Genomic DNA, 21,813 nt, shown 5'->3' with positions numbered 1-21,813 from the left:
ACCATTTTCCGACACGTCCAGGAGACGGTGATCCCCGGCCGTCAGGCAGGGCCCTCTCTCAGTCCCGCTCTCAGTCCCGGGCCACCCGCAGCTCCCCGCCCGGCCCGTCGGCGACCGCCAGCGCTCCGTCCCGGTCCGTGCGCAGCACCGCCGCCCCGCCCGCGCGCAGCGCCGCGACCGTGCTGGGCGCGGGATGCCCGTACGGGTTGTCCGTGCCGCACGAGATCAACGCCAGCCGTGGCGCCACGGCGCGTATGAGCTCGGGGTCCTGGTAGGCCGAGCCGTGATGGGCCACCTTGAGCACGTCCACCCCGCGCACCAGCGAAGCCGCCGGCGATCGCAACAACGCCTGCTGGGCCGGTGGTTCGAGGTCCCCGAGCAGCAGCATCTTCAGCCCGGCCGCCCGCACGAGCAGCGCCACGCTAGCGTCGTTCGGCCCCTCCGGGCGCGGCACCGGATGCGGTGGCGGCCACAGCACCTCCCAGTCGAGAGCGCCGATCCGCCGCCGCTCCCCCGCCGCGGCCCGCACCACCGGCACATGTCTCGCCGCCGCCTCCCGCCGGACGAAGTCCACCTGGTCCACCGGCTCCTCGAACCCCGTCGTCTGGATCGCGCCCACCTCCCGGCCCCGCAGCACCCCCGGCAGCCCTGCCACATGATCGGCGTGGAAGTGGGTCAGCACGACGAGCGGCACCCGGGTGATCCCGAGCTTGCGCAGACACCGGTCGACCAGCACCGGATCCGGCCCGGCGTCCACCACCACGCCCGCGCCCCCGCCCGCCGCAAGGACGGTCGCGTCGCCCTGCCCCACGTCGCACATCGCGAGCCGCCAGCCCGGGGGCGGCCAGCCCGTGAGCACCCGGGTCAGGGGCGGCGGTTGCGCCACCACGAGCAGAAGCAGCACCCCGCAGACCGCGCACAGCCACGGATGCCGCGACAGCCGCCGCCCCAGCAGCACCACCCCGCCCGTGGCCACGACGAGCAGGAGCGCACCGCCCCAGCTCCCCGGCCAGTCCACTCCGCCGCCGGGCAGCGCCGCCCCCGTCCGCGCCACACCCGCGATCCACTCGGCCGGCCAACGCGCGCACCACGCCAGAGCCTCGGCCACCGGCATCGCCACGGGAGCGGTCACCAGCACCGCGAAACCCAGCACCGTCGCCGGCGCGACCGCGAACTCCACCAGCAGGTTGCAGGGCACCGCCACCAGACTCACCCGGGCCGACAGCACCGCCACGACCGGCGCGCACAGCGCCTGCGCGGCTCCCGCCGCCGCCAGCGCCTCCGCCAGCCGCGGGGGCACCCGGCGCCGTCGCAGCGCGGCACTCCAGCGTGGCGCCAGCGTCAGCAGGGCGCCGGTGGCCAGGACGGACAGCAGGAACCCGTAACTCCGGGCCAGCCAGGGGTCGTACAGCACCAGCAGCAGCACCGCCGTCGCCAGCGCCGGGATCAGGGACCGCCGTCGGCCGGTCGCCAGCGCGAGGAGCACGATCGCTCCGCAGGCCGCCGCGCGCAGCACGCTCGGGTCGGGCCTGCACACCACCACGAAGCCGAGCGTGAGCGCGCCGCCGAGCAGCGCGGTCGCCCGGAGCGGGACGCCGAGGCGAGGTGCCAGGCCGCGCCGCTCGACATGCTGGGCCAACCCCGGCGGGCCGAGGAGCAGGGCGAGGATGATCGTGAGGTTGCTCCCGGAGACGGCGAGCGTGTGCGCCAGGTCCGTCGCCTTGAACGCCTCGTCCAGTTCGGGCGTGATCCGCGAGGTGTCCCCGACGACCAGCCCCGGCAGCAGCGCCCTCGCGTCCGCCGGGAGTCCGTCGGTGGCCGCCCGCAGCCCGGCCCGCAACCGCCCCGCCAGTCGCTGCGCGCCCGAGGGCTCCCGCACCACCGACGGCACCGCGCCGCCCCGCACCCGCAGCACGGCCGCGAACCGGTCCGCTCCGGCGAGCGCGGGCACCAGCCGCCCGGTCACCCGCACCCGCGTGGACGGCAACAGCCCCAGCCACGAACCCCCGGACCGCACCCCGTGTCCCGGCACGCCCCCGGCCCCGACCCGGCCGCCGGCTTCCGCGGGCACATCCCCGAACACCCGCTGACCCGACACCTGACGGCCTGGCACCTCACGGCCGGGCACCTCACGGCCGGGCACCTGACGGCTGGAGATCTGACGGCTGGAGATCTGATGACCCGGCGCTCGGTGGCCCGCCGCGTCGCGGACCGGCCCCTGACCGCCCTCGGGAATCACCCGTGTACGCTCCACGCCCCGGCGCCACCTGGCGTCCACCACCAGCAGCACCGGCGCCCGCGTCGTCACGGCCGTCCGGGCCGTCCGGGGCGTTCCCTCGACGCCGCGTACCTCGGCACCGCCCGCCTCGACGCCGCGTACCTCGGCGTTGATCAGGACGGAGTCCGGGGTCACATGGTCCCCTCTGATCCGGGGCCGGGCCGGTCGTGGGTCGGAGGTGATCTCGATCTCGGCGGTGACGGTCGCGTACTCCCGCGCCAGCTCCGGCACCGGCCCCCGGCGCAGATCGGCCCCGTGCAGCCCGGCCGACGCCGCGGCCGCGCCCACGCAGAGCAACGAAGCGGCGACGGTGACCCGGGTCCACACACCTCGACCGGCGACAGCCCCGGCTCCCGGACCGCCTCCCGCCGCACGCCGCCGCCGCACGATCAGCAGGACACCGGCGGTCAGCAGGCAGACGGCCACGACGCCACCCACCACCGCCGAAGACGCGTCCAGCGTCAGCGCCGCCGTCGCCCAGGCCGCCAGCGCGGGTGGGACGAGCCGTAGATCCGCCGGCCCTTCCTGACGCGGATGGGCGTCACCCAGCCGCTTCCCGGAGGCCACGTGCACGGCCCGGCGGCCGGCGGCCCCGGCTCCCCGCCCCGCTCCCTCACCGGGACCCCCTCCCTCCCCGGCTCCCACTTCCGCTTCGCGACCCGCTCCCGCTGCGGCTCGACCACCTCCGGCCTCGGCCTCTCCGCGCTTCATGGCCGCACGAGATTCCGCAGGTCGGCGAAGCGTCGCTCGCCGATTCCGTTGACCTCGCGCAGTTCGTCCACCGACCGGAAACCGCCGTGCTGGGCCCGGTAGTCGATGATGTGCTGCGCCAGCACGGGCCCCACGCCGGGAAGCGTGTCGAACTGCTCCACGGTGGCCGTGTTGAGGGAGACGGGGACCGGGGGCCCGGCTCCCATGACGGCACCGGTGGAACCCGCCGAGGACGGCCCCGCACCCGTCGTTCCCCCGGCCCCGGCCGGCGGGGCGGGGCCACCGACGACGATCTGCTCCCCGTCCATGAGGAAGCGCGCTCGATTGAGACCGTCGGTGTCGGTGCCCGGCCGCACACCGCCGGCCGCGCCCAGTGCGTCCACGACCCGTGAACCGGCCGGAAGCCGGTGGATGCCGGGGTTCCGCACCTTGCCGCTGACGTCCACCACGATCTCGGCCCCGGCCGTGCTCCCGGCGCCCGCCGGGTCTGCGGAAGGGGCGGGCCCGGCAGCCGAGTTCAGCTCCCCGGCCTCGTAGGGGGCGGCGGCGCGCACCACTTCCGGAGCCCGCACCGGCTGGGCCCTGCCCACCCAGAAGTGCTGCACGGCGAAGGCAGCGGCGACGACGAGCAGCACCGAGAGCGCGAGGACGCTCCTGCGTTCCAGCCCACAGCGTGCCAGCAGCCACACCGGCATCCGCTCCCGCAGCGCGAGCCCCACCCGCTCCTGCCAGGGCCCGACGACACGAGCAGCACTCCCCTCGCGCCTCTCGCCGCCCGCGGCATCGCCCTTGACGCCGCCGACGACATCGGCCTCGCCATCAACGGCGACGGCGTACTGCACAACCTCGCCGCCCCCCGTACCCGCCTGCCCCGTACCGGACCTCCTCCGGACACCCGGCGGCCCGATCCCCATCTCGCCCTGTTCCTGGGGCCGTTCCGTGAACAGTGCCTTCGCCCGGCGGCGGATCTCCTCCGCCGAGGCCTGCCGATGTCCGGTCCGGCCGCCGCCAGGCGGACGAGGACGAGGACGATGGGATCGGCCGTCGGAGCCGGGGCCCCGGCCGGGGCCGCTGGTCGCGTTCGGGCTGCGTGGACGTGATCGAAGTGCCATGCGACGAGGATCGGACACTTCGCCACACCGCGATGATCTTGCTCAGTTTCCGTGGAAGAAGGCCCGGTTGTGGACAACTCCGCCACTCACACGAGTGAGCCGAGTCCTCAGCGGGGGGAGACCACGACCCCCAGCAGCCCCGGCCCGGTGTGCGCCCCGATGACCGCGCCGACCTCGCTCACATGCAGGTCGGCGAGTCCGGGCACGCGGGCCCGCAGACGGTCGGCGAGGGCGGACGCCCGGTCGGGGGCGGCGAGATGGTGCACGGCGATGTCGACCGGCGCGCTGCCAGCCCGGTCGGCCCCGAGTTCCTCCAGACGCGCGATCGCCTTCGACGCCGTCCGCACCTTCTCCAGAAGGTCGATGCACCCGTCGTTCAGCTGGAGCAGCGGCTTCACCGCGAGCGCGGACCCCAACAGGGCCTGGGCGGCGCCGATACGGCCGCCGCGGCGCAGATACTCCAGGGTGTCGACGTAGAAGTAGGCGGCGGTGCCGGCGGCCCGTTTCTCCGCCGCGGTGACCGCCTCGTCGACCGTGCCGCCGGCCTCCGCGACCTCCGCCGCCGCGAGCGCGCAGAAGCCGAGCGCCATCGCGACCATCCCGGTGTCCACCACCCGGACCGGCACCGGCGCCTCACGCGCGGCGACGACCGCCGCGTCGTAGGTACCGGACAGTTCCGCGGAGAGGTGGAGGGAGACGATGCCGGTGGCACCGGAGTCGGCGATCCTGCGATACGTCTCGGCGAAGAGCCGGGGGCTGGGACGCGAGGTGGTGACGGACCGTCGCTTCTGCAGGGCCTGGGCGAGCGAACGGGTCGAGATCTCGTTGCCCTCTTCAAGAGCCTGGTCGCCGAGGACGACGGTCAGGGGCACCGAGGTGATGCCGTGACGCTCCATCGTCCGCTGCGGCAGGTAGGCCGTTGAATCCGTGACGATCGCGACATGGCGGGACATGACCTGGAGGTTACCTGGCGTAGCCCCCGCGCGGCAGCCCGGCCCCTCACAGCTGGACCGCCCTTGACCGAATCAAGTACCCGTCCGACCGCCGGTGATCCAAGGCCGCGTCACCAGGCTCGGACCGCCGCCCCGGAGGGCGGGATTCCACCCCGTGCTCAGGTTCCGCTCCGGGTAGTGCTCTCGGTGGCTCAGGTGGTGCTCTCGGGGCGCGGCTTCTTCTGCCACGGGTAGGCGGGGCGCGGTCCCGGCGGGGTGATGGCGGGCCGGGTCGGATCCTGCCCGGTGCTCGCGCCGGGGGTCTCCGGCCAGGTCTGTCCCGCCGTCGCGCCGTCGGCGACCGGCGCCTCGGGCCACGGGGGCGGCGGTGTCTGCGGGGTGGAGTCCGATGTGGTCCAGTGCCGCAGCGCACCGGCCTCGACGTCGATCTGGGCGCTGAGGGAGTCGAGGTCGTCGTCCGCGAATCGGCGGGCACGGTCACGGGCCGCCCAGCGCAGCGAGTCGGCCGATCCCGCGACCCGCTCGGTGCGCTCCCGCAGGGAGGGCAGCCGGGCGGCGAGTGCGGCCCGGTCCGGTTCGGACTCCAGACGCTTGAGTTCGCTGTCCAGCTCGTGTCCGTGCGCGCTGAGCCTGTGGAACAGGGCGAGGGACTCCTTGAGGGACTCGTCTTCGGTGGCGCCCGCGTGCAGCGCGTCCTGGGTGGCCCGCATCGACGTGCGCAGCTTGAGCCTGAGCTGCGCGATCTCGCCGGCCGGTCCGAACTGGGTGAAGGACTTGGCGCGCAGGGTGTGGTCCTCGACCGTGCGGCGGGCGTGGTCGATGGTGCGGTCGACGCCCCGCTTGGCGGCGCCGATCACCTTCACCGTGGCGTAGGCGCCCAGTGCCAGAAAGAGCACGAAGAGCAGGGCGACGACTGCGATCACTGCTTCCACGAGCTCCTCCTCCGGACTGCCACGACACATCCGGCGCCACATCGGGCACGCCGCACTTCAAACGGTAAACGAGACGGGCAGGCTCGGAGTTCCACAAGAACCCCGAACCTGCCCGTAGGGGACTACCCGGAGCCGCACCCACCGGCCCAAGGGACCAGGCCCCGCCCCGTCACACCCACGCGCAGCTCACACCCACGCGCAGCTCACACCCACGCGCAGCTCACACCTACGCGCAGCTCCCGCTCCCGCGCAGCTCCCGCACGCCGGCGCTCACACTCACGCCGGAACGATGTTCACCAGCTTCGGCGCCCGCACGACGACCTTGCGGATACCGGCCCCGCCCAGCGCCTTCACGACGGCCTCGTCGGCCAGCGCCACCTTCTCCAGCTCCTCGTCGGAGATCGCCGGGGAGACTTCCAGGCGGGCCTTGACCTTGCCCTTGATCTGCACGACGCAGGTCACGCTCTCGTCCACCACGTACGCGGGGTCGGCGACCGGCAGGTCCCGGTGGACGACCGAGTCGGTGTGGCCCAGCCGGCGCCACAGCTCCTCGGCGATGTGCGGGGCCAGCGGCGCGACCAGCAGCACCAGAGCCTCGGCGACGGAGCGCGACACCGCGCCGCCCGCCTTGGTCAGGTGGTTGTTCAGCTCGGTGATCTTGGCGATGGCCGTGTTGAAGCGCAGGCCCTCCAGGTCCTGGCGGATCCCGTCGATCGCCTTGTGCAGGGCCCGCAGGGTGTCCTCGTCGGGCTCGGCGTCGACGACGCTCAGTTCGCCGGTGCTCTCGTCGACGACGTTGCGCCACAGCCGCTGGAGCAGCCGGTACTGGCCCACCACCGCGCGCGTGTCCCACGGCCGGGACACGTCCAGCGGGCCCATCGCCATCTCGTACAGGCGCAGCGTGTCGGCGCCGTACTCGGCGCAGATCTCGTCCGGAGTGACCGCGTTCTTCAGGGACTTGCCCATCTTGCCCAGCAGGCGGCTGACCTTCTCGCCCTGGTAGAAGTACGCGTCGCCGCGCTCCTCCACCTCGGCGGCCGGCACCGGGAAGCCGCGGCTGTCGCGGTAGACGTAGGCCTGGATCATGCCCTGGTTGAACAGCTTGTGGAACGGCTCCGCGGAGGAGACGTGCCCCAGGTCGAACAGGACCTTGGACCAGAAGCGCGCGTACAGCAGGTGCAGCACGGCGTGTTCGGCGCCGCCGACGTACAGGTCGACACCGCCGTGCGGCTGCCCCTCGCGCGGGCCCATCCAGTACTGCTCGATCTCGGGGTCGACCAGCTTCTCGCTGTTGTGCGGGTCCAGGTAGCGCAGCTCGTACCAGCAGGAACCGGCCCAGTTGGGCATGGTGTTGGTCTCGCGGCGGTACTTGCGCGGACCGTTGCCGTCGCCCAGGTCCAGGGTGACGTTCACCCAGTCCTCGTTGCGCGACAGCGGCGTCTCCGGGGACGTGTTCGCGTCGTCCGGGTCGAAGGTGCGCGGCGAGTAGTCCTCGACCTCCGGCAGCTCCAGCGGCAGCATCGACTCGGGCAGCGCGTGCGCGACGCCGTCCTCGTCGTAGACGATCGGGAAGGGCTCGCCCCAGTAGCGCTGCCGGCTGAACAGCCAGTCGCGCAGCCGGAAGTTGACGGTGCCCTGGCCGATGCCCTTGCGCGCCAGCCACTCGGTGATGCGCGCCTTGGCGTCGACGACGCCCAGGCCGTCCAGCGAGATGTCGTCGTTGGACGAGTTGATGATCTTCGCGTCGTACGACCCGAAGGCGTTCTCCCAGGTCGACGTGTCGGTGCCCCGGCCGTCGGTCGGCTCGACGATGCAGTGGATCGGCAGCTCGAAGGCGCGCGCGAACTCGAAGTCGCGCTGGTCGCCCGCCGGGACGGCCATGATCGCGCCGGTGCCGTAGCCCATCAGCACGTAGTCGGCGATGAAGACGGGGACGCGCTCGCCGTTGACCGGGTTCGTCGCGTACACACCGGTGAAGACGCCGGTCTTGTCCTTGGCCTCGGCCTGGCGCTCGACGTCGGACTTCGACGCGGCCTGCGCCCGGTAGGCGGCGACGGCCGCGGCCGGGGTGGCGTGACCACCGGTCCAGACGTCGTGGGTGCCCTCCGGCCAGGCGTCCGGGGTGAACCGGTCGACCAGCGGGTGCTCGGGCGCCAGGACCATGTAGGTCGCGCCGAACAGGGTGTCCGGGCGCGTGGTGAAGACCGTGATCCGCTCGCCGTCCACGGGGAAGTCGACGCGGGCGCCCTCGGAGCGGCCGATCCAGTTGCGCTGCTGGAGCTTGATGGCCTCGGGCCAGTCCAGCGCGTCCAGGTCGTCCAGCAGGCGGTCCGCGTAGGCCGTGATGCGCATGTTCCACTGGCGCAGCTTGGCCTTGAAGACGGGGAAGTTGCCGCGCTCGGAACGGCCGTCGGCGGTGACCTCCTCGTTGGCCAGCACGGTGCCCAGACCGGGGCACCAGTTGACCGGGGCGTCGGAGGCGTAGGCCAGGCGGTACTCGCTCAGGACGTCGGCGCGCTCGGCGGCGGTCAGCTCGCCCCAGGACCGGTCGCCGGGCACACCGCGCTCACCGGACTCGAACTGGGCGACCAGTTCGGCGATCGGACGGGCCCGGTCGGCCTCGGTGTCGTACCAGGAGTTGAAGATCTGGAGGAAGATCCACTGGGTCCACTTGTAGTAGTCCGGGTCGATCGTGGCGAACGACCGGCGCTTGTCGTGGCCCAGACCCAGTCGGCGCAGCTGGGACTTCATGTTGTTGATGGCGGCCTCGGTGGTGATCCGAGGGTGCTCGCCGGTCTGCACGGCGTGCTGCTCGGCGGGCAGGCCGAAGGCGTCGAAGCCCAGCGTGTGCAGGACGTTGTGACCCGTCATGCGCTGGAAGCGCGCGAAGACGTCGGTCGCGATGTAGCCGAGGGGGTGGCCGACGTGCAGGCCCGCACCGGAGGGGTACGGGAACATGTCCATGATGAACTTCTTGGGGCGGGCCACCAGCTCGGGGTCACCGGCCAGGTCACCCTTCGGGTTCGGTGCTGCGTACGTACCCTCGGCGTCCCAGAAGTCCTGCCAGCGCGCCTCGATCTCGGCGGCCATGGCTGCCGTGTAGCGGTGCGGCGCGGCCTCCGCCGGTGCGGCGGCGGCAGCGGGGTTCGTCTCGCTCATGGTCCTCAAAGCTCCATCGATCGTCTCTGCCAGCGGGTTGTCGTCCAGGAAACGAAAAATCCCCTCGCACAGGAGGGGACGCCGCGCCGATTCCGAACCGTCCGTTCACCGGCGGTCGGGACTGATCAGCGCGGCCCACTAAGCAGAAGGCGTACAGCACACATGGCGTTAGGGTACCGCAGGCCTTGAGCAAGCCGCGCCGATCGTACGTATGCATGGTCGCGACAACGTTGGTGCGACCAGGATGGCGAGGCCGGAACTGAACCAAGGTCAATGGTTACTTCGCGTAACAGCAGCTAAGGGACATCACAACAGTCACATTGTCGTTTGATAACAGCGCAATAACTCAAACCTCGTACCCATCGGTATGGAGCCACTTAGAGTTCGGCAGCGGGACCGCTTTCCCGAAACTGCTCGGAGTTGCCCCCATGAACCCTCGTTCTAGTAACAGCTCGCTTCCCAAGCCCGGCCGGTCGGCCTACGGGGTGGCGACAGCTGTCGTCCTGGTCCTCATACCCGTGGTCGTGCTGGTCGGCGGCGACCAGTTCCAGGCATTCCTCAACTTCGGTGCGGGCGTGCTGTCACTGGTATGCCTCACCTGCTCGGTCATCTGGGGCCTCGTCGCCCAGGACCGGCTCATCCTCAACACGCGTCAGCGGATCGTCGCGCAGGCCATCCACCGGGTGACCGCCGTGGGCTCCATCGCGTTCCTCGTCGTGCACATCTCCATCAAGCTGGTGCTCCAGCACACGGTCCTGATCGCGGCACTGATCCCGTTCAGCCTGGGCATCAAGGGCAGCGCGGGGCTCATCGGGCTCGGTTCCCTGGCCGCCCTGCTCATGATCTTCGTCGGCATCACCGGCGCGCTGCGCAACCGCTTCGCCGCGCCCGCCGAGGTGGCCGCCCGCTGGCGCGCGATGCACATGCTGGCCTACCCGGCACTGTGCGCGGCCCTGATCCACGGCCTGTTCGCGGGGCGCGCCGCCAAGCCGTTCTTCATGGTCTCGTACGAGCTGTGCCTGGCCGGGGTCATGGCGGCCCTCGCGCTGCGCTCCGCCCCGCGCCCGTTCAAGCGCAAGGTCGCCGACCGGATCGCCGCGTTCCTCGGCACCCAGGAACGCTCCGCGATGGACGGCCTGGACGCCTCACGCGCGCGCAGGTCCGAGACCGGGTCGTCCGCGCTGCCGGGCTACGAGGGCCGCTCCGGGCGCTCGCCGCGGACCGACGCGATGAACTCCACCCGGATGTCCCCGCAGTCGTCGTCGCTGTACGACACGCCCGCACCCGGCACCCCGGAGCCGGCGAACGGCTTCGCCGCCGCCTATCGCGCCGTCAACACACCGCAGCGCGGCCAGCAGCCCTACGCGGCCGACCAGACGGCCCGGATGAACCTGCCGTTCGACATCCAGGCCACCGAGGCCGTCCCCCGGGTCGACACCGGCGGCAGCACCTCGGGCAGCTGGCCGGTCCCGTCCCCGCCGCCGGTCGGCGAGGCGCCCCCGTCGGCCTACGACCCGCTCCAGGACACGGGATTCAACATCCCGGTCTATGACAATGCGGGCACCGCCGGGTATGGCGGACGTGACGTGTACGACACCGGTGAGACGAATCCCGCTTACGGGACGTACAACCAGAACGACACGTACAACAGCGGTCCCGCCAATGAACCATCCCCTGGCTCGTCGTTCGACGCACCGGGTTCGGGCGAACCTTGGAACACGCCTTCCGGAGGCTATAGGTGAACGAGGCCCTGCCCGACGTCCCAGAAGTCCGCGTGGTCGGGCTTCCGCAGCTCACGTCGGGCTTCGACCTTGTCGAGAGACTCGATCTGCCCATGCACCTGAAGGTGCACGGGCCGCTCGAACCCCTGGGCGGAGAAGCACTCGCGAAGCTCTCCGAGAACATCAACCTGAAGGGCCGCGGCGGCGCGGGCTTCCCCTTCCACAGAAAGCTGCGTTCGGTCGCCGAAGCGGCGATCAAGCGCGGTGTACGGCCGGTCGTCGTCGTCAACGGCAGTGAGGACGAACCGGCCTGCCGCAAGGACACGGTGCTCATCAACCGTGCCCCGCACCTCATCCTGGACGGCGCGCTGCTGGTCGCGGAGGCGCTGGGTGCCCGCACGCTCGTGGTGGGGGTCACCCGCGAATCCACCCAGCGCTCCATGGAGGCCGCGCTCGCCGAGCGCGGCCTCAGCAACGGCCGCAGATCGGCGCTGAAGGCTTTCGTCCAGCGCAACCCGATCCGCATGGTCACCGGAGCCGCCGCGTCACTGATCCGCTCCATCGACGGCGGCCCGCCGATCCCGCCCGGCCGCAAGGTCAGCGCCTCGCAGAACGGCGTCGGCGGCGCCCCGACCCTGCTCTCCAACGCCGAGACCTTCGCCCAGCTGGCCATCGCCGCCCGCATCGGCCCGGAGCGCTACGGCAACACCGGCCTGTACGACGAGCCGGGCACCGTCATGCTGACGGTCTCCGGCGCGGTCGCCCGCCCGATGGTGATCGAGGTCCCCACGGGCGTGCCGCTGCGCTACGTCCTTCAGCTCGCCGGCGCCCCGCCGGTGCCCCAGGGCGTGCTGACCGGCGGCTACCACGGCAAGTGGATCGACGCGGCGACGGTCAACGAGGCGATCGTCTCGCGCAACTCCCTCGACGCGGTGGGCGGGGCGCTCGGCGCCGGCGCGATCCTGCCGATCAGCCAGGAGACCTGCCCGCTGGGCGAGTCGCTGCGCGTGGCCCAGTGGCTGGCCGACGAGAGCGCGGGACAGTGCGGTCCCTGCTACCTCGGACTGCCGGCCGCCGCGCGCGGCATGGAGGACATCATCAACGGCGGCGGCCCGGCCGCCCTGGAGGCGCTCAAGCAGGTCGCCAAGAACGTCAAGCGGCGCGGCGCGTGTTCGCACCCGGACGGCTCCGCGATGTTCCTGGAGTCGACCATCAAGGCGTTCACCGACGACCTGGCCGCGCACGTCCTCGGCAATGGCTGCGGACGGCCCGTGGAGGGCGTTCTGCCGCTCTTCGAGGCCGGCATGGCCCCGCTGGCCATCACGAGCGGCGCCCCGGCCCAGGAGAGCGGCTCCAGCCGCCAGAAGATCTTCGTCGACTGGACGCTGTGCCGCGGCCACGGCCTGTGCGCCGACATCCTCCCGGAGGTCTTCCAGCTCGGCGCCGACGGCTTCCCGACGGTCGCGCAGGCAAAGGTGCCGCAGGACGCGGAGGCCAAGGCTCTACGCGCGGTGCGCCGCTGCCCGGCACTGGCCCTGCGCATCGAGGAGGACACACGCGCGCAGGCACCCGCCCGCAACCTCCCGGTCCTCTCCCAGGGCCGCGGTCGCCGCGCCCTCGGCCGCTGAGCACCACGCGGACGCCGGACGCCGCAGATGACGAGGGGCCGCCTGAGAACAGGCGGCCCCTGATCGTCGGTCCTGGATCGCCGGCCCGAGCCGTCGGCCCCGAGTCGTCCGCCCTGACCTGATGTCCGAAGAGGAATCCGACGCAAAAGATCCCGCCGGATCGCATTCGATCCGGCGGGATCTGCTGTGGAGCTAAGGAGAATTGAACTCCTGACCTCCTGCATGCCATGCAGGCGCTCTACCAACTGAGCTATAGCCCCTCGTGGCCAAGCGGCGAAGCCGCGTACTGACCGTGTCGCCCGGTTTCCCCGGCGGCGACGCCAACATTACCGGCCCGGGGGGTGGACCACCAAATCCTTTCCGCCCTGTCCGGTTTCGACCGTTATGCGGGTCAAGCGGTGACGAACGAATAGAACCGCTTGAGCGTGCAGTGCTCCTCGAGGAGCCGCCCGTAGATCGGCTCGCCCTCCAGCTCACGGTACGTCTCGATCGGGTCGCCTTTTATGATCAGCGCCCGCGCGCATTCCTCGCACCAGTACTGGTAGTCGGGGTTGACCGGCTCCATGTCACGGACGATCGGGGTGCCGCTGCCGCACCAGTCGCACTTCCGCCTGTGTGCACCCATCGATCAGCTCCAGCTGTGGCCGCAGGCCGTGCACACGTAGGAAATCCCGCCGTTGTCACCGAGAACCTGGGCCACATGACCGGAACCACAGGAGGGGCAGCTGAGCCGGGTGGCCTTGTCCGGTGTCACCGCCGCTTCGGAGAGGTGACCGACCTCTCCGAGGATGCTCGCAGGCATCGCTACTCCCTCCCGTCGGGCCGCGCTCCCTTCCGGCCGTTTGATTCTGCCACGGCCTGGCCGATACGGTCAGCGACGCCTCAGTACCAGTCCGGACACGGCACCCAGGACAGCTGTCGTAGCGAGCGCGAACATGCATGTGAGAAGCGCTTCCGAAGAGGTATACGCCTCCGGGGCCCCAAGTGACTCAAGCCGGTCCAAGAACAGTGTGCCGAAGGCCGCGACACCGATCAGCTGCCCGAGCTGGGTGACCGTGGCGAGCAGCCCGCTGGCGTCCGCCGCGTCCTCGGGCCGCACCGCCGCGAGCGCCCCGGTGAGCGTCGGACTGAAGGCGAGCGCGAGCCCGACGCCCACGCCGGCGTACGCCGCGTACAGCCAGACGCCGCCGTGGCCGCCGCCCCGGAAGGCCAGCCCCACACCCAGCACGGACAGCGCGGTGAGCGTGAACCCGACCGGGGCCAGCCACCGTTGACAGGCCGCGGGCCACCTGCGCCAGGTCAGCCCGACCGCCCCGAAGACCACCGCGGTCGGCGCGAAGGTGAGACCGGCGCGCAGCGCGCTGTAGCCGAGGCCCCCCTGGACGTGCAGGGTCAGCACGAACAGGAAGCCCCCGTTGACCGCCATGACGGCCAGGACGCGCAGGACGGCGAGACCCATCCCGGGGTGACGCAACACACGGGGCGCGATCAGCGGAGCCCCGCCCCGCCGGGCCAGCCGGGCCTCGTAGCCGCGGAACAGCGCCAGCACGAGCACGCCCACGGCCAGCGACACCCAGGACCACAGCGGCCAGTCCTTCTCCTGTCCGAGCACGAGCGGCACCGTGATCAGCGAGACGGCGGCGCCCAGAAGCACGAGACCCGGCCAGTCCATCGCGCGCGCCCCTTCCCGCGCCCGCGCTCCCGCCGCTGCCCGTCCCACTCCCCCACCACGGGGCAGGACGCGCCGGCCGACGACCAGCAGGACCAGGCCCACCGGCACGTTCACGAGGAAGACCGGGCGCCATCCGGTGCCCAGCAGGTCGGCGGCGACCAGGACACCGCCCACCACCTGCCCGGCCGCCGCGCCGACGGCGAGGACCGCCGAGTAGGCGCCCAGCGCCCGCACCCGGGCCTCACCGGTGAACGTGCGCTGGATCAGGCTGAGCACCTGCGGGATCATCACCGCCGAGCCGGCACCCTGCACCAGCCGGAACACGATCAGTTCGGTACTGCCCCGAGCCAGCCCGCAGGCCAGCGAGGCGGTGGTGAAGAGCGCGAGCCCGACGAGGTGGACGCGGCCGTGCCCGAACCGGTCGCCGAGGCGGGCACCGGTGATCAGCAGCACCGAGTACGTGATGGCGTATCCGGCGACGACCAGTTGGAGATCCGCGCCGGAGGCGTTCAGGTCGGAACCGATCGTGGGGGCCGCGACGTTCACGATGAAGACGTCGAGCAGTGCCATGAACTGGGCCGCGAGCACGACCGCCAGCAGCCGCCGGGGCCGATTGTCAGTGCCAGGGTCTTTACTGGCGGCAGGACTTGAAGTGGGCGGAACGGCCGCGGGGACCGGGCTCGTCCGGGGTGTCGTCGTCATGCAGTCGAGCGTGACGAGGATCCGGTACGGGTGCCGAGAGCCCGCTGATGCTGGTACTGACGGCACCTGGCAGGGGACGGGCGGGGGATCGACCATGGGGGACGTGAAGACCGTGACGCGAACAGGCACAGGGACAAGGCCGGACCCGGCGCGGGGGCCGGCGGCGGGGCCGGGATCCGGTCCTGGACCGGGGCCGGTGCCGGGGCATCCGCCCGGGCCCGCGCCGGACGCGTCGCATCGGCGCCGACCCGAGCTGGCCGCGTTCCTGCGCAGCAGGCGCGCCCGGGTGACACCGGGTGACGTCGGGATGCCGCCCGGGCTGCGGCGCCGCACGCCGGGGCTGCGCCGCGAGGAGGTCGCGCAGCTCTCCGGCGTGGGGGTGACCTGGTACACCTGGCTGGAGCAGGGCCGGCCGATCAACGCCTCCGCGCAGGTCCTGGACGCCGTGGCGCGCACCCTGCGGCTCGATCCGCCGGAGCGGGAGCATCTCTACCACCTGGCGGAGGTGCCCCTGGCGCCCGTGCCGGAAGCGCTGGTGCAGAGCGTGGGCCCGGAGATCCAGGGCATCATCGACGCCCTGGCGCCCCGACCGGCGGTGGTCTACAACTCGCGCTACGACATCCTGGCCGCCAACCCCGTCTATCGCGACCTGTTCATCACACCGGTGGACGCCTGCGCGCCAGGGCCGGACAACGCGCTGTGGCGGCTGTTCACGGTCCGGGAGCAGGACTGCCCGCTGCTGTTCCGGGACAAGGAGCTGCCGGTGATGGTGGCGACCCTGCGGGCGGCGTACGGGCTGCATGCCGGTGAGCCCGGCTGGGAGGACTTCATACGCCGGCTGTCGCGGGCGAGCCCGCTGTTCACGCGGCTGTGGGCGTCCGGGGACGTGGCGGAGCCCGGCCGCCGCGTGAAGGTCTTCCGGCACAAGACGGTGGGCGAGCTGCGGATGACGTCGATGTCACTGTCGATCAACGGGATGCCGGAGTGCCGGATCGTCGTCTACACGCCGGAGGACGAGGAGACGGAGCGCCGCGCGGCCCTGCTGCGGGACGGGGCAACGAAAAATCCCGCCCCCTGAGGGGACGGGATCTTCGCGAACAGATCTCGACCGGTCACTACCGATCTTTGACAACTCAACAGAGTGTCGACCGATAAACCAGGTGATCTGTGGAGCTAAGGAGAATTGAACTCCTGACCTCCTGCATGCCATGCAGGCGCTCTACCAACTGAGCTATAGCCCCTTGCGTTCTTCCCGCTCGGCGGGCGAACAAGAAGAACTTTAGCCTGCGACCTGCCGGAAAGTGAAATCCGGCTCCCGGCGGTCGCGCGGCCGTCAGTCGTCGTCGCCGAGCACCGGCTCGGGCAGGGTGCCGGCGTTGTGCTCGAGCAGCCGCCAGCCCCGCGCGCCCTCGCCGAGGACGGACCAGCAGCAGTTGGAGAGACCTCCGAGGGCCTCCCAGTGGTGGGCGTCCAGGCCGAGGAGACGGCCGATCGTGGTGCGGATGGTGCCGCCGTGACTGACGACGACGAGCGTGCCGTCCTCGGGCAGTTTCTCGGCGTGCCGCAGCACCACGGGAGCGGCGCGGTCGGCGACCTCCGACTCCAGTTCGCCGCCGCCCCGGCGGACCGGCTCACCGCGCTTCCAGGCCGCGTACTCGTCGCCGTGCGCGGCGATGATCTCGTCGTGCGTCAGCCCCTGCCACAGGCCCGCGTACGTCTCGCGCAGGCCCTCGTCGTGGGTGACCTCGAGGCCGGTGAGGGCGACGAGTTGGGCGGCCGTGTTCGCGGCCCGCGACAGGTCCGAGGAGACGATCGCGTCGGGCTGGAGGGAAGCGAGCAGCCGGGCGGCCCGACGGGCCTGGGCCACGCCGGTCTCGGTCAGCTCCACGTCCGTCGTGCCCTGGAAGCGGCGCTCCACGTTCCAGGCGGTCTGGCCGTGCCGCCACAGGATGATCCGGCGGCCGCGGGTCGGCCGGCGCTCGGCGGCCGACCCGGCGGAGGCGGTCACCGCAGGTCTCCGAAACCGGTGGCGTCGTCCTCCTCGGCCTCTGCCTGAAGCTTGGCGTGCTCCTGGGCCTTGCCGCGGGTCGCCTTGGCGTCCGCGGGCAGCTCCAGCTCGGGGCAGTCCTTCCACAGGCGCTCGAGGGCGTAGAAGACGCGCTCCTCGCTGTGCTGGACGTGGACGACGATGTCGACGTAGTCGAGCAGGATCCAGCGGGCGTCACGGTCGCCCTCGCGGCGCACGGGCTTGGTGCCGAGCTCCTTCTGGAGGCGCTCCTCGATCTCGTCGACGATCGACTTGACCTGGCGGTCGTTGGGCGCGGAGGCCAGCAGGAAGGCGTCCGTGATCGACAGCACGTCGCTGACGTCGTACGCGATGATGTCGTGCGCGAGCTTGTCGGCAGCCGCCTGGGCGGCGGTCTGGATGAGCTCGATGGAGCGGTCGGTGGCGGTCACTACGTGGCTTTCCGTCGGCGGACACTTGTCCCCAAGGGTCTCACGGTCCGCCGACGGCACCCCACGTGATGGAGGAATCACCCGCGCGGAGGCCGTCGGCGTCCGGCCCCCGCGCCCGGTCTCAGCCGGCCGACCCGGTCGAGGAGGGCCGGTAGTCCTCGCCGAGGACGACCGCGACGTCGGCGTTCCCGGGGACCGTGCCCTTCTTCACCGCGTCGGTGTCCAGCCCCAGGGTCTTGGCGACCTCGGTGGCGTTCTCCTTGCCGGCGGCGTCCGCGTAGAGCACCCGGGAGGTCGCCTCGGTGCTCGACGGGGTGCCGGCCTCCAGGAAGGTGAAGCCGCCGTTGAGCAGCACCACGCGCGCGTCCTCGGTGTCGGCCTTGGTGCCGCTGGCGTTCTGGACGGAGACGCTGACGGCCGCGTCCTTGTCGGGGCTCTTCGCGGCACCGCCGAGGACGTCCTTGACCACGCTCGCGCTGGCCTCCGCGTTGAGGGTGCCGTCGGTCTGCACCGGCAGCAGCGCGGTCTTGTAGTCGCCGCCCTTGGCGAGGTCCGCGAGCTTGGCCAGGAAGGTGCCGAGGTCCTTGTCGGTCAGCGAGGGGTCGAGGATCTGCGCCAGGGTCTGGACGGTGACGGTGGCGCCCTGCGCGTCGGACGACACCTTGCGCAGCACTCCCTGCATGACCTGGCCGAACCGCTCCAGCTGGGCGTTCTGCGCCTCGCCGGGGGCGCGGTAGGTGGCGTAGGCGACCGCCGCCTTGCCGCTGAGCGTCCGGTCCTCGCCCTTGTCGACGAGGGGCGCCCCGCCCTTCTTGGCGGCCGGGTCGGGCACGGTGACGTCGGTGTCGACCTCGATGTTGCCGACGAGGTCGACGAGGTTCTGGAGGTAGGGCGTGTCCAGCCGCCAGGTTCCCTGGATGTCGGTGCCGAGGACGGTGTCCAGGGCGTCGCGCGTGCCGGCCGAGCCGTCGTCGTCGACGGACTTGGCGAGCGTCGTCGTGGTGCCGTCCTCGTCGGTGACGACGAGGGAGTTGGGCAGCAGCACCGTGGCGGCCTGCTTGGTGGTGGTGTTGTCGACGAGCAGCACCGTGGTGGTGCCGCCGCCGGTGGTGTTGTGCAGGTGGACGACGACCACGTCCCGCTTCTGCGCGGCCGTGGCGGTCGTCGTGCCGGTGCCGGAGTCCGAGGAGGAGGACAGGCCGGGCAGCTTCCCGGCGTACCAGAGGTAGCCCACTCCGCCGACGGCGACCAGCGCCAGGACCACGACGAGGGCGACGAGACGGCCGCGGGCGCGGCGCTTGGCCTCCTCACGGCGCTCGGTGCGGTTCTCCGTGAAGTTCAGCCAGTCGATGACGTCCTCGGAGTCGCCGTCGGGCTCCTCCACGAACGCGAACTGTTCGGTCGCGTAGTCGCCTTGCGGCCGTCCGGCGGCCGCGGTCGCGTCGCGTCCTTCCGGGGCCGCGCCGGACCGGCCGTCGGTGTCGGTGCCGGCTTCGGCGGACGTCCGGGGCCCGGTCTCGGCCGGGCGGCCCTGCTGCGGGATATAGGCGGTCTGCTCGGCGGCGCGGGGCTGTTCGGCCCGGGGCTGCTGTCCGCTGGTGGCGGTCTGCCCGTAGGGGTCGTACGGGGCCTGCGTCGCGGTGCCGTAGGGGTCGTACCCGACGGGAGTCTGCCGGCCGGTGTCGTACGGGTCGTAGGCAGGCGTGGGCGGCTGCCGCCCGGTGTCGTACGGGTCGTAGGCAGGGGTCTGCGGCTGCCCGCCCGTGGCGTAGGGGTCGTAGCCGTACCCCTGCTGCCCCTGGGGCTGGTGCGTCTGCTGCTGCCCCTGTTGCTCCTGGTGCCGCCCGTACGGGTCGTAGGACTGCTGCGGCACCTGCTGCGACGGGACCTGCCGGTAGACGGGCTGGCCGAACTCGTCGTAGCCGACGAGCTCGTACTGGTCGCCCCCGTACCCCGCGTCGTATCGGTCGTTCACCGGTACCCCTCTCGGCTCACTCGCCGCGGTACAGCTCGCGCTTGTCGATGTAGCGCACGACTCCGTCCGGCACCAGATACCAGACGGGGTCGCCCTTGGCGACTCTCGCACGGCAGTCTGTGGAGGAGATGGCGAGCGCGGGCACCTCGACGAGCGAGACACCGCCTTCGGGCAGGCCGGGGTCCGTCAGGTTGTGTCCCGGCCGGGTGACGCCGATGAAGTGCGAGAGAGAGAACAGCTCCTCGCTGTCCCGCCAGGTCAGGATCTGGCCCAGGGCGTCGGCGCCGGTGATGAAGAACAGGTCGCTCTCGGGGTTGAGGCTCCGGAGATCGCGCAGGGTGTCCACGGTGTAGGTCGGGCCGCCGCGGTCGATGTCGATACGGCTCACCGAGAACTGCGGGTTCTCGGCGGTCGCGATGACCGTCATCAGGTAGCGGTCCTCGGCCGGGGAGACACTGCGGTGGCTCTTCTGCCACGGCTGGCCGGTCGGGACGAACACGACCTCGTCCAGGCGGAACTGCGCGGCGACCTCACTGGCCGCCACGAGGTGTCCGTGGTGGATCGGATCGAACGTTCCGCCCATGACGCCGAGACGGCGCCTTCCCGGGTTAGACGGGCCGGTAGGCATGTCCTGCTCTCCCATGCGTGCAGACCCTACCGGCCCGGTCCCGGGGCCCCGGCCCGCGGATGCCCGGAGCGCCCCGCTATGCCGGACTGCCCGTCGGTGAACACGTCGTGTCTCAGCGGTCGCGGTTGAAGCGGGTGGTGATCCACAGCAGGAGCATCAGGATGAGGAAAGCCGCGCCGCCGGTGATGTACGGGCTGAGGCTCTCGTGGTTGCCACCGTGCTCCTCGCCCTCGGCGGCGAGGGTGACCAGCTGGGCAGCGGTGCTGTGAAGGCTCATCTTCAGCAAGACCTATCCGGTGGGCGGGACAAAGATGTCGGCCCATCGTAAGCGGGCGTCCGGGCGGCGATCACGCCGACTCCGCCATCGGGAACCTTCCCGGTGGCTCAGTCGTCTTTCCGCTTGTAGCCCCGCAGCAGGAACCACGCGGTGAGCACACAGCCCAGGATCATCACGACCAGTACGACGCGGAGCAGATTCCCCGCCCCCTGCTGCTGGGCGGCGGCCTCGGTGAGCCAGGCGGCTGCGGGGTGGTGCTCCATGGGGCGGGACTCCTTCGGTGTAGTGCCCGTCCACGGTAACTCCGCCTAGGCTGGGCTCCGCTTCGGGGGCGCAAAGGGCCGCACAAGGGTCCGTAAAGGGTCAGGCAGAGGCCACACAGCAGGTAGCGGCCACACAGACGCACATGGGGGAAGACATGTCCGACGACGGCCACGAGCAGAACGGCAGCGGGCACGAGCACGTGCCGAGCAGGCAGCGCAGGCGCTTCCCGGGAATCTCCTCCCGTGCGTACGAGCACCCGGCCGACCGCTCCGCCCTGGTGGCGCTGCGCAAGCTGAGCGGCTTCGACACCGTGTTCAAGGCGCTCAGCGCGCTGCTGCCCGAGCGGAGCCTGAGGCTGCTGTTCCTGTCCGACTCGGTGCGGGTCTCCGACCAGCAGTTCGCGCACCTCAACGACATGCTGCGGGACGCCTGTCACATCCTGGACCTGGAGAAGGTCCCGCCGATGTACGTCACCCAGGACCCGCAGCCCAACGCCATGTGCATCGGGCTGGACGAGCCGATCATCGTGGTCACCACCGGCCTGGTCGAGCTGCTCGACGAGGAGGAGATGCGCGCGGTCGTCGGCCACGAGGTGGGCCACGCCCTGTCCGGGCACGCGGTGTACCGCACGATCCTGCTGTTCCTGACGACCCTGGCGATCCGGGTCGCCTGGATCCCGCTGGGCAACCTCGCGATCATGGCGATCGTCACGGCGCTGCGCGAGTGGTTCCGCAAGTCGGAGCTGTCCGCCGACCGGGCGGGCCTGCTCGTCGGCCAGGACGTGAAGGCCTCGATGCGGGGCCTGATGAAGATCGCCGGCGGCAACCACCTGCACGAGATGAACGTGGACGCGTTCCTGAAGCAGGCCGAGGAGTACGAGGCCGGTGGCGACCTGCGCGACTCCGTGCTGAAGATCCTCAACATGCTGCCGCGCACGCACCCCTTCACCACCGTGCGCGCGGCCGAGCTGAAGAAGTGGGCCGAGTCCCGCGACCACCAGCGGATCATGGACGGTCACTACCCGCGGCGCGGCGAGGACAAGGACACCTCGGTCACGGACTCCTTCCGTGAGTCGGCGAGCCACTACGCGACGAGCGTCAAGAGCTCGAAGGACCCCCTGATGAAGCTGGTCAGCGACATCGCGGGCGGGGCCGGCGACCTGGGCGGCCGGGTGCGGCGCGGCTTCGGCGGGTTCGCGAGCTCGGCTCCGGCGGACGACCGGCCGCCGCGGAACGGCTCGGACAGCGCGAACGGCTCGGACAGCGCCAACGGCTCCAGCGACTCGGACGGGCCCGCGGACACGCCGCCGCGCGCCGGCGGCTGACCCGGGGCACGGCCCGGAGC

18 protein-coding genes and 2 tRNA genes are annotated in these 21,813 nt (G+C 71.7%); 4 read left to right on the top strand and 16 right to left on the bottom strand.

Translation table 11 applies throughout. From position 1 onward, the window contains the following. Positions 1-70: 70 nt before the first annotated feature. The 5 genes from AOQ37_RS34680 to leuS all read right to left on the bottom strand — a co-directional run bounded on the left by AOQ37_RS34680 (position 71) and on the right by leuS (position 9,145). On the bottom strand, positions 71-2,851 hold the full coding sequence (locus tag AOQ37_RS34680; protein ID WP_062650535.1) for a ComEC/Rec2 family competence protein: 2,781 nt from the start codon (positions 2,849-2,851) through the stop codon (positions 71-73). 134 nt (positions 2,852-2,985) lie between these two features. Beyond that, complete coding sequence (locus AOQ37_RS38145) at positions 2,986-4,101, bottom strand: ComEA family DNA-binding protein (protein ID WP_107085375.1); 1,116 nt, start codon at positions 4,099-4,101, stop codon at positions 2,986-2,988. A gap of 107 nt (positions 4,102-4,208) precedes the next feature. Further along, positions 4,209-5,054: a DegV family protein gene (locus AOQ37_RS34670; RefSeq protein ID WP_062650533.1), complete on the bottom strand. Its 846-nt coding sequence runs from the start codon at positions 5,052-5,054 to the stop codon at positions 4,209-4,211. Between the two features lie 191 nt (positions 5,055-5,245). Further along, complete coding sequence (locus AOQ37_RS34665; RefSeq protein WP_062650531.1) at positions 5,246-5,986, bottom strand: hypothetical protein; 741 nt, start codon at positions 5,984-5,986, stop codon at positions 5,246-5,248. 276 nt (positions 5,987-6,262) lie between these two features. After that, entirely contained in the window at positions 6,263-9,145 is a 2,883-nt protein-coding gene (leuS, locus tag AOQ37_RS34660) for a leucine--tRNA ligase (RefSeq protein ID WP_062650529.1), read from the bottom strand. Between the two features lie 428 nt (positions 9,146-9,573). On the opposite strand from leuS, the gene AOQ37_RS34655 reads away from it, so the two are divergent. Then, on the top strand, positions 9,574-10,887 hold the full coding sequence (locus tag AOQ37_RS34655) for a ferric reductase-like transmembrane domain-containing protein (protein ID WP_199825132.1): 1,314 nt from the start codon (positions 9,574-9,576) through the stop codon (positions 10,885-10,887). After that, positions 10,884-12,494 (top strand): NADH-quinone oxidoreductase subunit NuoF family protein, encoded by a 1,611-nt coding sequence (locus tag AOQ37_RS34650; RefSeq protein ID WP_062650525.1) that lies wholly within the window; start codon positions 10,884-10,886, stop codon positions 12,492-12,494. The genes AOQ37_RS34655 and AOQ37_RS34650 overlap by 4 nt, the downstream gene beginning before the upstream one ends. A 187-nt stretch (positions 12,495-12,681) precedes the next feature. On the opposite strand, the gene AOQ37_RS34645 is transcribed toward AOQ37_RS34650, so the two are convergent. The 4 genes from AOQ37_RS34645 to AOQ37_RS34635 all read right to left on the bottom strand — a co-directional run bounded on the left by AOQ37_RS34645 (position 12,682) and on the right by AOQ37_RS34635 (position 14,868). Further along, a tRNA-Ala gene (locus AOQ37_RS34645) sits at positions 12,682-12,754 on the bottom strand. Positions 12,755-12,885: 131 nt separating this feature from the next. Then, complete coding sequence (locus AOQ37_RS34640) at positions 12,886-13,119, bottom strand: hypothetical protein (RefSeq protein WP_003976229.1); 234 nt, start codon at positions 13,117-13,119, stop codon at positions 12,886-12,888. Between the two features lie 3 nt (positions 13,120-13,122). Further along, the gene (locus tag AOQ37_RS40155; RefSeq protein WP_107085374.1) at positions 13,123-13,296 is read right to left on the bottom strand and encodes a hypothetical protein; all 174 of its coding nucleotides are present in this window, start codon (positions 13,294-13,296) and stop codon (positions 13,123-13,125) included. Between the two features lie 69 nt (positions 13,297-13,365). Next, positions 13,366-14,868: an MFS transporter gene (locus AOQ37_RS34635; RefSeq protein WP_234437105.1), complete on the bottom strand. Its 1,503-nt coding sequence runs from the start codon at positions 14,866-14,868 to the stop codon at positions 13,366-13,368. A 94-nt stretch (positions 14,869-14,962) separates the two neighbouring features. On the opposite strand from AOQ37_RS34635, the gene AOQ37_RS34630 reads away from it, so the two are divergent. Next, complete coding sequence (locus tag AOQ37_RS34630; protein WP_445407667.1) at positions 14,963-15,946, top strand: helix-turn-helix transcriptional regulator; 984 nt, start codon at positions 14,963-14,965, stop codon at positions 15,944-15,946. A gap of 90 nt (positions 15,947-16,036) precedes the next feature. Here the strand turns inward: AOQ37_RS34630 and AOQ37_RS34625 are convergent. The 7 genes from AOQ37_RS34625 to AOQ37_RS40965 form a co-directional block, all read right to left on the bottom strand. Further along, positions 16,037-16,109: transfer RNA gene (locus AOQ37_RS34625), tRNA-Ala, on the bottom strand. 92 nt (positions 16,110-16,201) lie between these two features. Next, positions 16,202-16,876, bottom strand: a complete 675-nt coding sequence (locus AOQ37_RS34620; protein ID WP_062650524.1) for a histidine phosphatase family protein — start codon at positions 16,874-16,876, stop codon at positions 16,202-16,204. Continuing rightward, on the bottom strand, positions 16,873-17,325 hold the full coding sequence (rsfS, locus tag AOQ37_RS34615; protein ID WP_062650522.1) for a ribosome silencing factor: 453 nt from the start codon (positions 17,323-17,325) through the stop codon (positions 16,873-16,875). Before rsfS ends, AOQ37_RS34620 begins: the two co-directional genes overlap by 4 nt. Positions 17,326-17,446: 121 nt before the next feature. Next, positions 17,447-19,300: an LCP family protein gene (locus AOQ37_RS34610; protein ID WP_062650520.1), complete on the bottom strand. Its 1,854-nt coding sequence runs from the start codon at positions 19,298-19,300 to the stop codon at positions 17,447-17,449. Between the two features lie 16 nt (positions 19,301-19,316). Next, positions 19,317-19,943 (bottom strand): nicotinate-nucleotide adenylyltransferase, encoded by a 627-nt coding sequence (nadD, locus tag AOQ37_RS34605; protein ID WP_062650518.1) that lies wholly within the window; start codon positions 19,941-19,943, stop codon positions 19,317-19,319. A gap of 97 nt (positions 19,944-20,040) precedes the next feature. Beyond that, a complete protein-coding gene (locus AOQ37_RS40970; RefSeq protein ID WP_199825131.1) occupies positions 20,041-20,205 on the bottom strand; it encodes a hypothetical protein in 165 nt (54 codons plus the stop codon). A 107-nt stretch (positions 20,206-20,312) separates the two neighbouring features. Next, positions 20,313-20,468 carry a hypothetical protein gene (locus AOQ37_RS40965; RefSeq protein WP_199825130.1) on the bottom strand — a complete coding sequence of 52 codons (156 nt, stop codon included), beginning with the start codon at positions 20,466-20,468 and terminating at the stop codon, positions 20,313-20,315. A gap of 155 nt (positions 20,469-20,623) precedes the next feature. On the opposite strand from AOQ37_RS40965, the gene AOQ37_RS34600 reads away from it, so the two are divergent. Further along, on the top strand, positions 20,624-21,793 hold the full coding sequence (locus AOQ37_RS34600) for a M48 family metallopeptidase (RefSeq protein ID WP_062650516.1): 1,170 nt from the start codon (positions 20,624-20,626) through the stop codon (positions 21,791-21,793). The last annotated feature ends 20 nt before the right edge of the window (positions 21,794-21,813 follow it).

The sequence above is a fragment of the Streptomyces maremycinicus genome (genome assembly GCF_001184025.1).
Taxonomy (GTDB): Bacteria; Actinomycetota; Actinomycetes; order Streptomycetales; family Streptomycetaceae; genus Streptomyces; species Streptomyces maremycinicus.
Note: the sequence above shows the minus strand (reverse complement) of the source record. Positions and strands in the feature narration are given on the sequence as shown.